Source organism: Streptomyces sp. 7R007, assembly GCF_054850255.1.
This window is the reverse complement of sequence record NZ_JBTWMV010000010.1, coordinates 185,734-200,284: the sequence shown is the minus strand read 5'-3', so window position 1 is coordinate 200,284 and position 14,551 is coordinate 185,734. Positions and strand designations below refer to the sequence as shown.

13 protein-coding genes are annotated in these 14,551 nt (G+C 73.7%); 11 read left to right on the top strand and 2 right to left on the bottom strand.

From position 1 onward, the window contains the following. The first annotated feature begins 3 nt into the window (after nucleotides 1–3). Genes ACYF6T_RS16260 through ACYF6T_RS16230 form a run of 7 tightly spaced genes read left to right on the top strand, consistent with a single transcriptional unit; the run spans nucleotide 4 to nucleotide 8,209 of the window. Nucleotides 4–252 carry an acyl carrier protein gene (locus tag ACYF6T_RS16260; RefSeq protein ID WP_461696974.1) on the top strand — a complete coding sequence of 83 codons (249 nt, stop codon included), beginning with the start codon at nucleotides 4–6 and terminating at the stop codon, nucleotides 250–252. Further along, entirely contained in the window at nucleotides 252–1,775 is a 1,524-nt protein-coding gene (locus ACYF6T_RS16255; protein WP_461696972.1) for a class I adenylate-forming enzyme family protein, read from the top strand. Before ACYF6T_RS16260 ends, ACYF6T_RS16255 begins: the two co-directional genes overlap by 1 nt. Continuing rightward, a complete protein-coding gene (locus tag ACYF6T_RS16250) occupies nucleotides 1,759–2,712 on the top strand; it encodes a transglutaminase domain-containing protein (RefSeq protein ID WP_461696970.1) in 954 nt (317 codons plus the stop codon). Before ACYF6T_RS16255 ends, ACYF6T_RS16250 begins: the two co-directional genes overlap by 17 nt. Beyond that, the gene (locus ACYF6T_RS16245) at nucleotides 2,712–4,937 is read left to right on the top strand and encodes an MMPL family transporter (RefSeq protein WP_461696968.1); all 2,226 of its coding nucleotides are present in this window, start codon (nucleotides 2,712–2,714) and stop codon (nucleotides 4,935–4,937) included. The genes ACYF6T_RS16250 and ACYF6T_RS16245 overlap by 1 nt, the downstream gene beginning before the upstream one ends. A gap of 52 nt (nucleotides 4,938–4,989) precedes the next feature. Further along, nucleotides 4,990–5,244 (top strand): phosphopantetheine-binding protein, encoded by a 255-nt coding sequence (locus ACYF6T_RS16240; protein ID WP_461696967.1) that lies wholly within the window; start codon nucleotides 4,990–4,992, stop codon nucleotides 5,242–5,244. After that, nucleotides 5,244–6,704 carry a class I adenylate-forming enzyme family protein gene (locus tag ACYF6T_RS16235; protein ID WP_461696965.1) on the top strand — a complete coding sequence of 487 codons (1,461 nt, stop codon included), beginning with the start codon at nucleotides 5,244–5,246 and terminating at the stop codon, nucleotides 6,702–6,704. The genes ACYF6T_RS16240 and ACYF6T_RS16235 overlap by 1 nt, the downstream gene beginning before the upstream one ends. Then, nucleotides 6,701–8,209: an FAD-dependent monooxygenase gene (locus ACYF6T_RS16230; RefSeq protein ID WP_461696963.1), complete on the top strand. Its 1,509-nt coding sequence runs from the start codon at nucleotides 6,701–6,703 to the stop codon at nucleotides 8,207–8,209. Before ACYF6T_RS16235 ends, ACYF6T_RS16230 begins: the two co-directional genes overlap by 4 nt. A gap of 76 nt (nucleotides 8,210–8,285) precedes the next feature. Here ACYF6T_RS16230 and ACYF6T_RS16225 read toward each other — a convergent pair whose 3' ends face one another. Further along, complete coding sequence (locus ACYF6T_RS16225) at nucleotides 8,286–8,903, bottom strand: ScbR family autoregulator-binding transcription factor (protein WP_461696962.1); 618 nt, start codon at nucleotides 8,901–8,903, stop codon at nucleotides 8,286–8,288. Between the two features lie 261 nt (nucleotides 8,904–9,164). Here ACYF6T_RS16225 and ACYF6T_RS16220 point away from each other — a divergent pair, with 261 nt between their 5' ends. Then, nucleotides 9,165–10,361, top strand: coding sequence for an IS701 family transposase (locus ACYF6T_RS16220; RefSeq protein ID WP_461696960.1), 1,197 nt, complete (start codon nucleotides 9,165–9,167; stop codon nucleotides 10,359–10,361). 231 nt (nucleotides 10,362–10,592) lie between these two features. Further along, nucleotides 10,593–11,549: an IS481 family transposase gene (locus tag ACYF6T_RS16215; protein ID WP_461696958.1), complete on the top strand. Its 957-nt coding sequence runs from the start codon at nucleotides 10,593–10,595 to the stop codon at nucleotides 11,547–11,549. A 201-nt stretch (nucleotides 11,550–11,750) separates the two neighbouring features. On the opposite strand, the gene ACYF6T_RS16210 is transcribed toward ACYF6T_RS16215, so the two are convergent. Beyond that, nucleotides 11,751–12,431: a ScbR family autoregulator-binding transcription factor gene (locus ACYF6T_RS16210; protein ID WP_461696957.1), complete on the bottom strand. Its 681-nt coding sequence runs from the start codon at nucleotides 12,429–12,431 to the stop codon at nucleotides 11,751–11,753. A gap of 241 nt (nucleotides 12,432–12,672) precedes the next feature. Here ACYF6T_RS16210 and ACYF6T_RS16205 point away from each other — a divergent pair, with 241 nt between their 5' ends. Both ACYF6T_RS16205 and ACYF6T_RS16200 read left to right on the top strand, forming a co-directional pair. Further along, nucleotides 12,673–13,545: a ScbA/BarX family gamma-butyrolactone biosynthesis protein gene (locus tag ACYF6T_RS16205; RefSeq protein ID WP_461696955.1), complete on the top strand. Its 873-nt coding sequence runs from the start codon at nucleotides 12,673–12,675 to the stop codon at nucleotides 13,543–13,545. Continuing rightward, nucleotides 13,542–14,489, top strand: a complete 948-nt coding sequence (locus tag ACYF6T_RS16200; RefSeq protein ID WP_461696954.1) for an NAD-dependent epimerase/dehydratase family protein — start codon at nucleotides 13,542–13,544, stop codon at nucleotides 14,487–14,489. The genes ACYF6T_RS16205 and ACYF6T_RS16200 overlap by 4 nt, the downstream gene beginning before the upstream one ends. The last annotated feature ends 62 nt before the right edge of the window (nucleotides 14,490–14,551 follow it).

Genomic DNA, 14,551 nt, shown 5'->3' with positions numbered 1-14,551 from the left:
ATCATGCACGACAACGACGCGGTGACCGCCGCCCTCAACGAGGTCTGGGCCCAGGTCACCGGCGCCCCCCTCGCCCTCGACGATCCGGCGGCCCGCTCCGGGTCGCTGTGGAACCTCGGGCTGACCTCGGCCGGCTTCATCCAGCTGCTGGCCGCCGTGGAGGAGGAGTTCGGCTTCGAGTGGGACCTCGACGACGACATCTCCTCCTTCGACCAGCTCGTCGCGCACGTGGCGGCCAAGGGGAGCCGGTGATGGGCCGCCCGGTCCCCGCCCGGCTGGCGCTGCCCACCGCGCCCGCCCTCGCCGCCCGCCGGCACGGCCGCGTCCCGCTGCACCTGGACGCGCCGCTGGACCTGTTCCCGCACGCCGGCACGGAGCTGGACTACGTCACCTTCGCCGACCTGGTGGACCGCGCGGCCCGGCTGCTGGCCACCGCCGGAGCCGGGCCCGGCGACCGGGTGATGGTGGTCAAGCGCCCCAGCTTCGACATTCCGCTGCTCGCCTTCGCCTGCGCCCGCCTCGGCGCCGTACCCGTGCTGATCCACCCCACGGTGGGCGCGGACAGCCTGCCGGTGCTGGTGCAGCGGGCGCGCCCGGTGGCGGTCGTGACGGACGCGTACGCCGAGCGGCTGGGCGTCCTGGACGGCCTGGCCGAGGACGGGCCCGCGCTGTGGCGCATACCCGAACTCGCCTCGCTGGTGCCCGGCGAGCTGCCCGGGGCCGCGGCTCCCGCGCCGGAGGCCGAGCAGCTGGTCACCCACACCTCGGGGACGACCGGCGTGCCCAAGCTGGTGCTCCAGACGGCCCGCACCTTCGCCGGGCAGGCCCGTCCGCAGACCGTCATCGGACGGCTGCTGCGGGTGAGGGACCCCTACCTGGTGTGCATCTCGCCGGTGCACGTGCGGACCATGGCGGCGATCGTGTCGACGCTCGCGCTGGGCATCCCGTTCGGCTTCATGACCCGCCCGGATCCCGAGAACGCGGCCCGCATGCTGGAGCGGGTGCGGCCGGGGTTCGTCGAGACCGTGCCCAACGCGTTCATCCGCTGGGAGGAGCTCGCCGAGGAACGGCCCCACCTCCTCGCCGGGGTGCGGATGTTCGTGAGCACCTTCGACGCCGCGCACCCGCGGACCATCCGCACCCTGCTCGGCGCCGGGCGGCGGGGCGCCCGGTACGTGCAGGTGTACGGGCAGTCGGAGACCGGGCCGGTGGCGATGAAGTTCTACCGGCGCAAGGGCAGCGGGCGGTGCGCGGACGGGCGGTGTGTCGGGCGGCCGCTGCTCGGCCAGGCCAAGGTGCGCATCGACACCGGGCGGCGGGGGAGCCCCGGCGCCATCCTGGCGCGGACCTCCGCGGTCACCCCCACCTACCTCGGCACCCCCGACCAGCGGATCGACGGCTGGTGGGCGATGGGCGACTTCGGGGCCGTCACCGGGAAGGGGTGCCTGCACCTGTACGACCGGATCGTCGACCGCAAGCCCGGCGTGGACAGCCTGCTCGCGCTGGAGGACACGATCCTGGAGCGCGTTCCCGCCCTCACCGAGGCGGTGCTGATCCCCGTCGAGGACGGGCCGCCGGTGCCGCTGGTGTGCACCCGTGGCGACCGCCCGCTGGACCCGCGGGCCTGGCGCGAGGCCGTCGCCGGACTGCCGGCGCTCGCCGCACCGGCCCAGCTGACCTGGGACGACATTCCGCACACCGCGACCTGGAAGGTCAAGCGGCGCGAGGCGGCACGGATGGTGGAGGGAGTGGGACCCCATGTCGGAGGTGCCTGACATCTGGCTGGAGGCGCTGAAGCGGCTGCGCCCGGTGCCCGAGGAGTACTTCCGGGCCACCGTCGACGTCGCCGAGGCCGCCCGGCAGCTCGGCGTCCCCGCCGAGACGGTGTACGGGCTGGTCGAGGCCGGACTGCCCGCCGAGGAACGGTGCGGCGGCCCCCGCCTCGACTACCACGACGTCGCCAACCTGGGCCTGACCGCGGCCCAGGGCCGTTCCCTGGCCGAGCTGGCCGAGGCGCGGATGCTGCGGATGGCGGCCGGGGAGCCCTCCGGCTGGACGGCCGAGCGCACCTGGCGGCTGCGGCTGGCCGCGCCCTGCGACGCCGAGGGCTGCCCGGGCGAACGGCCCACGGCCCCCGAACCCGAACTGCTCGACGGCCGCCTCCTCGACCTCACCGACGACGGACAGGCCACCGTGCTGACGCGGGGCCTCGGGGACGCCCCCCGGACGGCCGCCGTGAGCGCCGTGTACGACGAGCTGCTCGCCCGCCTCGACGACGGCACCTACCAGTTCGGCTGGCTGCCGCACCGGCTGCGCGAGACGCCGGCCACGGCCGCCGCCTACGGCATGGTCGACTGCCGGGTGGCCGCCTGGATCATGGCGCACCGGGCCCGCGCGGCGGGGCTGGAAGCCCGTACCCGCAAGGGCTTCGTGCTCGGTCTGGTGGGCGTCGAGCACGCCTGGACCGAGGTGTTCGAGCAGGACCGCTGGCTGCCGCTGGACCCGGTCCTCGCCTTCCTGGCCCGCCGGCACAAGGCGTCGCACCCCGCGTTCACCGACTTCTGCCGCGGTTCCGTGCACAACCGGCTGCTGGCGTGGCCGGTCGCCGCCGAGGAACCGCTCGTCCCGCACGCGTGCGCGTACGGCGGCCGGGTGACGCTCACCTGCCACCAGCTCACCACCCGACCCGCTCCGACCTCTGGGAGGGTGTAATGCTCGCGAAGCTCGCCGCGGTGACCGCGGGCCGCCGCACACTCGTCCTCGTCCTGACGCTGCTCTTCGTCGTCGTGGGCGGAGCCCTGGGCGGCGGTGTCAGCGACAAGCTCTCCGCCGGGGGGTACGAGGTCCCGGCCGCCGAGTCCACCCGCGCCGCCGACACGGTCGCCGCCGACTTCGGCGGCGGCGTCCCCAACCTGGTGGTGCTGGTGCGCACCCCCGCCGGCCTCGACGATCCGGCGACCACCCGCAAGGGCCTGGCGCTGACGAAGGCGCTGGCGCACGAGCCCGGCGTCCGCACGGCCGTGTCGTACTGGTCGCAGGACCGCGCGCCCCTGCTGCACAGCGAGAAGGGCGACTCGGCCCTCGTCCTCGCCCATCTGTCGGGCGACGAGGACCAGGTCGCCGCGAGCCTGAAGAAGCTGCTGCCGCACTACGAGGACGGCTTCCAGGGCCTGAAGCTGAAGTTCGGCGGGCAGGCCGAGGCCTACCGGGAGCTGACCGAGCAGACCCAGAAGGACCTCGCGCTCGCCGAGACGCTGGTCCTGCCGCTCACGCTGCTCCTGCTCGTCCTCGTCTTCCGCGGGGTCATCGCCGCCCTGCTGCCGCTGGCGCTCGGCATCGTCGCCATCGTCGGCACGCTCGCCGTGCTGCGCGCGCTGGTCGCCGTCACCGACGTGTCGGTGTTCGCGATGAACCTCACCACCGCGCTCGGCCTCGGACTCGGCATCGACTACGCCCTGTTCGTCGTCAGCCGCTTCCGCGAGGAGCTGCGCAAGGGCGCCGAGGTGCAGCAGGCGATCACCACGACCCTGCGCACGGCCGGCCGGACCGTGCTCTTCTCCGCGCTGACCGTCGCGCTCTCCCTGTCCGCGCTGCTGATCTTCCCCATGTACTTCCTGCGGTCCTTCGCCTACGCGGGCATCGCCGTGGTCGCGTTCGCGGCGCTGGCCGCGCTGGTGGTGCTGCCCGCGCTGCTGGCGGTCATCGGGCACCGGGTGGACAAGTGGTCCTTCGGCCGCCGCCGGGAGCGCGGCGCCGACAGCGGCTTCTGGCACCGGCTCGCCACCCTGGTGATGCGCCGCCCGCTCCCGCTGGCCACGGCCGTCGTCGCCCTCATGGTGTTCCTGCTGACGCCGTTCACCGGCATCAGCTTCGGCCTCGCCGACGAACGCGGCCTGCCCAGGCACGCCGAGGCCCACCAGGTCGGCGACACCATCACCCGCGACTACGCCGCCCAGGCCATGTCGCCGATGCTCATCGCGGCCGACGGCGCCGCGGGCACCGCGCAGGTCGCCGACTACACCGAGCGGCTGTCGAGGCTGCCGGACGTGGCCCGCGTCGACGGACTCGCCGGGTCCTGGACCCACGGCCGGCAGGTGGCCGAACCGGGGCCGCTGTACCGGCAGTTCGAGGGCGAGGGCCGCACCTGGCTGCTGCTGGTGCCCGACGTCGGCCCCTACAGCGACGCCGGACAGCACCTGGTGGACGAGGTGCGCGCGCTGCCCGCGCCGTTCCCCGTCGAGGTGGGCGGCACGGCCGCCTCGTTCAAGGACACCATGTCCTCGCTCGACCACCGCCTGCCCTACGGCCTGCTGATCATCGCCGTCAGCATCTTCGTGCTGCTCTTCCTGCTCAGCGGCAGCGTGCTGATGCCGCTGAAGGCCCTGGTCCTCAACCTGTTCAGCCTCACCGCCACCTTCGGCTCCCTGGTCTGGGTCTTCCAGGACGGTCATCTGAAGTGGCTGGTCGGCGACTTCACCGCCACCGGCACGACCGTCGCCACCAACCCGATCATGATGTTCTGCGTCGCGTTCGGGCTGTCCATGGACTACGAGGTCTTCCTCCTGTCCCGGATCAAGGAGGAGTACGACCGCACGGGCGACAACACCCGTTCCGTCGCCCGCGGCCTGGAGCGCACCGGCGGCCTGGTCACCGCCGCCGCCCTGCTGATGGCGCTGGTCTTCCTGTCCTTCCTCACCTCCGGCATCACCTACATGAAGATGCTCGGCTTCGGTCTCGCGCTCGCCGTCCTGATGGACGCGACCCTCGTGCGCGGCGTCCTGGTCCCGGCGTTCATGCGCCTGGCCGGCCCCTACAACTGGTGGGCCCCGGCCCCGCTGGCCCGCCTGCACGAGCGGATCGGCCTCAGCGACGGCGACGAGGAGCCCGTACCGCGTCTGGCCGCGGTGCCCAAGCAGCGCGAACCGGTCAACCGCTGACGCCCGAGCGGACCGCCGACGCCACCGTCCACAGCCTGTGAAAGGAAACCCGATGAGCGACCGTGCCCCGCACGCCTCCCCCGGCCGCCGCCTGCTGCTCGAACTCGTCGACGTGCCCGGCCTGTTCGACGGACTGGACGACGACGCCGACCTGCTGTCCGCCGGCATCAACTCCGGCGAGCTGATCCGGCTCGCGCTCGCCATCGAGGAGCGCACCGGCGTCCCCCTCGACGACGAGGAGATGACCGCCCTCTACACCATCGACGGCATCGACCGGGTGCTGGCGGCCGCGGGGGTGAGCGGCTGATGTGGCTCGCCCACGCGGTGCGCCGGCGCCGGCAGCTCGCCCCCGGCGCGCCCGCCCTCGCCGACGAGACCCGCACGCTGACCTGGCGGGAGCTGGACGACCGCACCGACGCGCTGGCCGCCGGACTGCTGGCCCGTGGCCTGCTGCCCGGCGACCGGTTCGCCGTCGCCTCCCGCAACCGCCTGGAGGTCGTCGAGCTGTACATCGCCGCCGCCAAGGCGGACGTCGTGGTCTGCCCGGTCAACCCCACCTTCCCCGCCCCGGAGATCGCGCACATCCTGGCCAACGCCGGACCGTCCCTGATGATCGCCGACCCCTCGGTGGTCACCCGGCTCGACGACACCGTGCCCCGGATCCTGCTCGACTCCCCCGAGTTCACGGCCCTCTACGACACCCCGAAGCGCCCGCTCCCCCTGCCCGACCTGGACGAGGTCTTCGCCGTCGTGCACACCTCGGCCACCTCCGGCCGCGCCAAGGGCGTCGCCCTCACCCACCGCTGCATCGCCGCCGGCTACACGGCGACGGCCGCCGAGTTCGGGTTCACCGCCGACGACGTGCTGCTGTACCCGTGCCCGCTCTTCCACGGCAGCATGGTGGTCGGCCTCGCCCTGCTCGCGGCGGGCGGCACCCTCGTCGTGCAGGGCGAGTTCACCCCGCAGCGGTTCCTGGCGAACGTCGAGCGGTTCGGGGCGACGACCACCTTCCTGGTGCCGTCGATGATCCGGTTCGTGCTGCGGGCCAGGGCCTTCGCCACCACCGACCTGTCCAGCCTGCGCGAGGTGATCTTCGGCGGCGCGCCCATGCCCGAGCCGTTGCTGCGCGAGACGATGCAGCGCTTCGGCGTCCCGGTCCGCAACTCCTACGGCCTGTCCGAGGGCGGCCCGATCGCCACCGCCCGCTACACCCCCGACGGGCCGACCCCCCTGACCTCCTCGGGCCGCATGCTGCCCGGCTGCCACATCGAGATCCTCGACGAGCAGGGGAACCCGGTCCCGTACGGCGAGACGGGCGAGGTCTGCGTCAAGGGGGACGGCGTGATGCGCGGCTACTGGAAGGACCCCGAGGCCACCGCCCAGGCCGTCCGCGACGGCCGGCTGCGCACCGGGGACCTCGGCCACATGGACGCCGACGGCCACATCCACCTCGTCGACCGGCGCGGAGACGTGGTCATCCGGGGCGGGCAGAACGTGTACCCGGCCGAGATCGAGCGCGTGCTGGGCACGGTGTCGGGGGTGCGGGACGTGGCCGTCGTCGCCGCGCCCTCGGAGGAGTGGGGGCAGGTGCCGGTCGCCTTCGTCGTGGCCGAGGGCGAACCGCCTTCCGTGGCCGACCTGTTCGCCGCCTGCACCGCCCAACTGGCCAGTTACAAGCGCCCGGCGGCCGTGCACTTCGTCCCGGAGATCCCGCGCAACGCGGCCGGCAAGGTCCTGCGCCGGGTCCTCAAGGAGCGGCTGCCATGAGGGTCGCCTGCGTCGGCGGCGGTCCCGCCGGACTCTTCTTCGCGCTGCTGCTGCGCCGGGCCGGCGCCGGCCACCAGGTCGACGTCTTCGAGCGCAGCGCCCCGGACGCCACCTTCGGCTTCGGGGTGGTGTTCTCCCGGCTCAGCCTGATGCGGCTGCGCCGCACCGCCCCCGACGTGGTGGCCGGCATCCTCGACGCCGGCGCCCGCTGGGACCGGGTCGAGGTGCGCCGGGGCGGCGAACGCGCGGGCGCCTGCGGGCACGGCTTCGCCGCCGTCGAACGCCGGGCGATGCTCCGCATGCTCCGGCGCCAGGCCGCCGAGGCGGGCGCCCGGCTGCACTACGGCACGGAGGCCGACCCGGCCGCCCTGCTCGACCGGTACGACGTGGTGGTGGCCGCCGACGGGGCCGGCAGCCGCGGCCGGGCGGCCTTCGCCGAGGACCTGGGGGCGCGGGTGGCGCCGGGGGAGGGCCGGTACGTGTGGTTCGCCTCCGACCGGGTCTTCGAGGACATGACGTTCCTGTTCGCCCACAGCCCCTACGGGCCGGTCGCCGCGCACGCCTACCCGTACGGCCCGGACCGCTGCACCTTCCTGGTGGAGATGGACGCCCGCAGCTGGGCCCGGGCCGGCTTCACCGACGGGCACACCAAGGCGCCCGACTGGACCGACGAACAGGCCATGGCCTTCGCCCGGGAGGTCTTCGCCGACCAGCTGGGCGGCGGCCGTCTGTACGGCAACGGCTCGCGCTGGCTGCGCTTCCCGCAGGTGACGGCCGACCGCTGGCACCACAAGAACCTGGTCGCCATCGGCGACGCCGTGCACACCGCGCACTTCTCCATGGGCTCCGGCACCACCCTGGCCCTGGAGGACGCGGCGGAGCTCGTCCGCGTCCTGACCGAGGGCGCCCCGCTCGCCGCCTACGAGGAGACACGGCGGCCGGTCGTCGCGGGCGTCCAGGAGGCCGCTTGGGCGAGCCGCCGCCTGTGGGAGTCGCCCGAGTCCCACCAGGGGCTCCCGCTCGACGTGCTGATGCTGCGCCTGCTCACCCGGGCGGGCCAGTTGTCCGTACGGCAGATCCGGCGCCTGGACGCCGGGTTCGGCCCGTCCCTCGCCGACCTGCCGGAGGGCCCGGTGCGGCGGCTGACGGAGCTGGACGGCGCGCTGGTGGAGGTGCGCGCCGACGCCGACCCCCGGGAACTCGCCGAGCGGATACGGCGGTTGGGGGCCCCGGAGACCGGCCTGCTGGTTCCGGCGCCGGATGCGGACACCGGGTCCGTACGGCGGCTCGTGGGCGTCGTCGGTGACGTGGTGCGGGCGGCGCCCGTGGACGTCGTCCTCGTGGCCGAGGGGGCGCGGGGCCGCCTGCCGCAGATGGTCCTCGCCGAGGAGCTGCACGGTGGTTCGGGGGCGCGTACGGGATACGTATGCCGTCCACAGGATGTGGAGTACGGCTGGACGCACGTGCTGGCCGGCCGGGCGGACGAGGTGTGGACGACGCAGTGACCCGCACGCACGACGGCCCGTCTCCTTCACGGGGAGACGGGCCGTTCGCCGTTTGTCTTCCTGCGACCGCACCGGTTCATTCCTGCGACAGCGCCGGCCGCACGACCTCCAGCATCCGCACCAGCCACTCCCGGGAGGTCTGCCGGGAGGCGAACGGGCCGTCGCCGAAGGCGAGTTCGGCGGGTGAGCGGGTCATCGACGCGGCGCCGACCACCAGGGACATCAGCACGCCGGTGGCCGGGCGGACCTCGACGCCGGGCAGCAGGGAGCCGTCCGCGCGGGCCCGGCGCAGGGCGCGGAAGAGGGCGTCGAGCCAGCCCAGCTGGCAGTGCAGCGAGGGGTCCTCGGGCGTCTGCAGCTCCTGGGTGAGCCGGGCCCCCGCGCGGACGACGACATCGCTCTCCAGCATCCGCACCAGCGTGTCGACCATGTCGACGGCGATCTCGAACCCCGGCGCGCCGCGCTCGGCGAGTTCCGCCAGCGCCGCGCCCGAGATCCGGCACGCCTCGGCCTGGACGGCCCGGGCCAGATCCGACTTGGCCGCGAAGTGGAAGGTCAGCGCCCCCTTGGTGACCTGGGCGAGATCGCTGATCGCCGTGAGAGCGGCCCGTTCGTAGCCGACCTGGTCGAACACCGTCGAGGCCGCGCGGACCAGCTTGGCCCGGGTCCGCTCGGCCCGCTCCTGTTTCACCACGACTGTTTCACCACGACCCCATCGCCCCCACGCTCTGGCCTCAGTGGCTCCTTGGTCTTACCCGACACGACGACATTAGAAACCGGGCGTGCGGTTTGTCAAAGGTCAGGGAGGGGAGGGCTGAATGTGGAAGATCCCCTTCCTGTCCATCGCGATCACCAGGGCTTTTACCTGCACTTTCGTGACCATGTGGGGTGCGGGGGGTGCTGACCAGCGAACGTTGACAAACCGCGCGCCCGGTTTTTAATGTGTGGCTTGTTCTTGAGCATTCAGGTGGCTGTCGGACACACACACCCAAAGGGGGACACCGTGAGCACTGCCGTCCTGAGGCCTGAAACACCTTCCGTCGACAACGGTCTGGCCGAACTGGCCGACCTGCTCTTCGCCTCGCTGCGCCGGCGCGACCAGCGGGAGAAGGGCGAGAAGTACCTGCGCGGTCTGCTGACGGCCAAGGGGCGCAAGTCGATCCGCAACATCGCCAGCGTCAGCGGCGGTTCGGCCACCGAGCAGAGCCTGCACCACTTCGTCTCCTGCTCCCCCTGGGACTGGGAGCGGATGCGCCGGGTGCTGGCCGAGTACGTGCACAAGACCCTGGAGCCGCAGGCCTGGGTGGTGCAGTCGATGCAGATACCCAAGGTCGGGGAGCACTCGGTCGGCGTCGACCGGCACTTCGTCCCGCACCTCGGGCAGACCGTCAACGGCCAGCAGGCGTTCGGCGTGTGGATGGCGGCGCAGCACGCCAGCGCGCCGGTCAACTGGCGGATGTACCTGCCCGGTTCGTGGCTCGGTGACAGTGACCGGCGGCGGCGGGCGGAGATACCGGAGTCGCTGCCCGAGGAGAACCTCGCCGCCTGTGCCGCGGCCGCGGTGCTGGAGGTGGCCGGCTGGGGGCTGCCCACGCTGCCGGTGCTGCTGGACGCCCGGGCGCCGCAACTGCGGGGCGCGCTGGACACCCTCGGGGCGCTGGGGGTGCCGTTCCTGGCGCGGATCAACCCGGGCGACCGGCTGACGGTGGCCGACCCGGCACTGCCCGGGTACGGGGCCGGACCGCTGCCGGCCCAGCAGATCATGCGGTCGGTCACGGGGCTGCGCCGTCCGGTGCAGTGGCTGGACGCGGGCGCGCCGACGCCGGCCGTGCGCACGTCACTGGCGGCGGCGATCCGGGTGACCGCGGGGCGCGGCGGCGACGCGGGGGCGGAGCGCATGCTGCTGCTCGCGGAGTGGCGTGACCCGCAGCGTCCGCCGGCCGAGGTGTGGCTGTCGGGCATGGCGTCCTCGCCGCCGGGCGCCCTGCTGCGGCTGACCAAGCTGGTGCGCCGCGTCGCCCGCGACTACCGCGAGGTGGGCGAGCCCAGCGGCCTCAGCGAGTTCGCGGGCCGCTCCTACCACGGCTGGCACCGCCACATCACCCTCGCCTCGGCGGCCCACACGGCGGCCCTGCTGGGCGGTCGACGATGACGGGGACGCCTGGGTGGAGCGCCGATGGAGTTGCCGGGTGGGCGGCGGTGGTGGCTCCTGTGCGGGCGGCGGTGAGGGTGGTGGCCCGTGGACGGGGTGCCGATGGAGCTGCTGCGAGGGCGAGGGCTAGGTGTATTGATCACGAGCGTTGTTAACGCGGGCCGGTCTTGATCGTGGCGAAGGCCCCCGTGTGTGGTGGAGGTGTCGAATCTTCACCGCACGGAGGCCTTCGTGTCCCACCGTAATGCCCGGCTGACCGTTCACGGCAGGCGGTTGCTGGTCGAGCGTGTCCGTTCCGGCCGTCCGGTCGCGCATGTCGCAGCCGAGATGGGTATCTCGCGGCCCACAGCTCACAAGTGGATCCGGCGCTGGCGGTTGGAGGGCGAGAGCGGTCTCGTCGACCGTTCCAGCCGTCCGCGCAGGACACCGCACCGAACCACGACCGCCACCGAGGCGCATGTCTGCCGTCTGCGGCAGGACCGCAAGCTGGGCCCGGCACGTATCGGACCGATCCTGGGCCTGCCCGCCTCCACCGTGCACCGCATCCTGACCCGCCACGGCCTGAACCGCCTGGCCTTCCTGGACCGGCCCACCGGCCAGGTCATCCGCCGCTACGAACGCGACCGGCCCGGCGAACTGATCCACGTCGACGTCAAGAAACTCGGCCGCATCCCCGACGGCGGCGGCCACAAGGTCCTGGGCCGGCAGGCCGGCCGCGCCCGCCGCAACAACGTGGGCTTCGACTACGTCCACTCCGCCGTCGACGACCACTCCCGCATCGCCTACAGCGAGATCCACGACGACGAGAAGGCCGCCACCTGCGCCGCCTTCCTGCGCCGGGCCGCCGCCTTCTTCACCGCCTGCGGCATCGACCGCATCGAGCGGGTCCTGACCGACAACGCCTGGCCCTACCGCAAGAGCTTCGCCTGGCGACAGGCGCTGGCCGACCTCGGCGCGGCCGGCAAGCTGACTCGCGCCTACCGGCCGCAGACAAACGGCAAGGTCGAACGCTTCAACCGCACCCTGCTCGACGAATGGGCCTATCTGCGGCCCTACACCAGCAACACCGAACGAACCGACGCCCTGGCAGACTTCCTGCACACCTACAACCACCACCGCTGCCACACCGCACTCGGCGGCCAGCCACCCATCAGCCGCGTGAACAACGCTCCGGGTCAATACAGCTAGGGCGAGGGCGGCCGGGGTGGTCCCGGTCCCCAGCCGTCCGTGTCCGGCGCTGCCGGGGACGGATCAGGTGGCTTCGGGCCGGCAGGTCATGGACCTGCTGGGAGAGTCCCGGTGATCGGGTCGGGGCGGGTTCCCGCCGTGCTGGTGCCTCGGGGGATACCCGTCGGGGAACCCGGCGTTGGTACCCCTCCGGCCGGCCTGTCAGCCGGCCCTGACCTCCGCCCCGCTGCTGCCGACCCCGGCGTTCTCCGTGGCCGTCTCGCGGGAGGTCGCCGCGACCGGGTCCGTGGCACCCTCCGGGCGGAGGCGGGCGATGGTGGCCGGGTGGGCGATGGAGGGCAGGATGTGCCGCCACATGACGGCGACCCGGACGCGCAGGTCGGCCCGGCGGTTGACGGCCTCGGAGACCAGCTGGACCCCGGTGAAGGTGGCCACGATGAACTCGGCGGTCTCCCGGGGCACGACCTGCGGCAGCACCTCCCCCTGGTCCTGCCCCTCGGCCAGCAGCCGGGTGGTGAGGTCGAACCAGTCACCCCACGGGTGCGTGCCGTGGAAGAAGACGCCCTCTATCGACAGCCGGGTGCCGGCCCGGGCGATCGGGTCGTGCCGCAGGACGTGCGCGAACTGGTGCGTGATGTCGATGACCGACTGCAGCGGCGAGACGTGCGGCGGCACGGTCACCAGCCCGGTCTGCTCGTCCATGATCGCCTGGGCGAGTGACTCCTTGGACGGGAAGTGGAAGTACATCGCGCCCTTGGTCACGTTCGCCCGGCGCAGGATCTCCGAGGTGGCCGCGCGTTCGTAGCCGTACTCGGCGAACACGCTCGCCGCGGCCTCCACGATCGAACGCCGGGTCTGCACCGCGCGCGCCTGCTTGGCCATGACTTCCCTCCGAGCCGTGTGTGCCGCCCACTCTACCCGACCACCCGGTCTGTTTCCCCAGTCCCGACTTGGAGACCGTGGGCGGAATGACCCCCTCCATGGCGGCCCGTCCGCAAATGAGTGAGGTACATCACGTGGTGAGCGCCCCGCTTTCCTCGCTTAAACAGACCGCGCATCCTGTTTTTTGGCATACTGGCCTCACGCCAGAGCCGAACGCCCCGCCGCGAAGGGGGAACCACCCGTGACCGCGCTCCTGCCGATACCCCGGGAGTTCGTCCACCGGACCGACGACCGGGACGTCCTGCTCACGCATTTCCAGTCCCGCGCCGACGGAACCTACCGGATGGCGACCCGCTGGCCCCACGCCCACGCGCTGTTCGCCCCGCTCCCCGGCGGCGGCCACAACCCGATGCTGATGGCGGAGACGATCCGCCAGGCGGGCGCCGCGGTCGCGCACATGGCCTACGGCGCCCCCACCGACCTGCGCTTCCTGCTCTGGGACCTGCGCTACGACGTCCCCGAGTCCGTCCTCGACGCCGGCCTGCCGCTCTCCCCGGCCACCGCGACCGTACGGTTCGCGGACGTCCGGCGGCGCGGCGGCCGCCTGTCCTCCTTCCGCTTCGAGGTCGACCTGCACCGCGGCGACCTGCGCGTCGGCCACGGCGCCGCCTCCGCGACCTGCGTGACCCCGGCGGCGTACGGCAGGCTGCGCCCGCCCCGCCCCCGCGCCGTCGCCGAGGTCCCCGAGCCGCTGCCCCCGGCGCTGGTCGGGCGCGACCGGCCCGCGGACGTGCTGCTGGCGGCGACCGGCAGGCGGGACGTGTGGCGGCTGCGGGCCGAGCCCGGTCATCCGGTCGTCTTCGACAGCCAGAGCGACCACATGCCCGGCCGCGCCCTGATCGAGGCGATGCGGCAGGCCGTCCAGGTCGCCACGGGGTGCGAACGGATCGTGATCCCTTCCCTGAGCGCCGAGTTCCGCCGTTACGTCGAACTCGACCGCCCCTGCCACGTCACCGCCGCGCTGCCCCGGTCGCCGGGCCGCCCCGCCCGGGTCACCCTCGTCCAGGACGGCGAGGTCGCCGCGGAGGGCGAGCTCACGGTGCGGGCGTCATGACGGGCCGCGTGCTGGTCGTCGGCGCCACCGGGTTCATCGGGTCGGCGGCGCTGCGGGCCCTGGCCGGCGACGGCGGCGCGGTGCGTGCCTCGGTACGGCGTGTGCCGGACGCCTCCGCCGCCGTGCCCGGCGTCGAGTACGCCGTCGCCGACCTCACCGACCCGGCCTCCCTGCGCGGCCTGTGCGACGGCGCCGACACCGTGCTGCACTGCGCCTCCTTCATCGGCGCCGACGAGGAGCGCTGCCGCGCCGTCAACGTCGACGGCACCCGCGCCCTGCTCGCCGAGGCCGCGCGCGCCGGGGTGCGCCGTACCGTGCTGGTCGGCACCACCGCCGTCTACGGCGCCGGACCGCACCGCGGGCTGAGCGAGGACGAGCGCGAGCCCGCGCCCACCTCGGCCACCAGCCGCACCCGGCTGGAGGCCGAGCACGCCGTGCGGGCGGCCGGCGGCACGGTGGTCCGGGCGCCGCTGGTGTACGGCCCCGGCGACGTGTGGGTGGTCCCCGGCATCGCCGAACTCCTCGCCCGCGTACCGGCCCTGCCCGGCGACGGCACGGCCCTGCTGTCCCTGGTGGCCGTCGCCGACCTCGCCCGGCTGCTGGCCGTCCTCGCCCGCACCCCCGACCTCGTCGCCCCCGGCGGCGTCCACCACGCCGCCCACCCGCACACCCTCACCCTGCGCGGGTTCGCCACCCTGCTCGGCGCCGCGCTGGACCTGCCGGTCCCCTCGGCGGGCCTGCCCCTCGACGCCTACCTGACCCGCCTGGCCGAGACGCCCGGCACCGTCAGCGCCCACCAGGCCCGCCTCCTGGCCGAGGACCGCTGGTACCGCACCGCGCTGTGGTCCCGCACCGGCTGCCCCACCGGTCCCGGCCACGCGACCCGGCTCACGGAGGCGGCCGACTGGTACCGGGAGCGGCCGGCGGCGCGGACCGCCGACTGACGCGCGAGATACGGGGGAAAGCCCCGGCACGCAGGGGGGACCCGGAAGGCGGCCCCCACCCG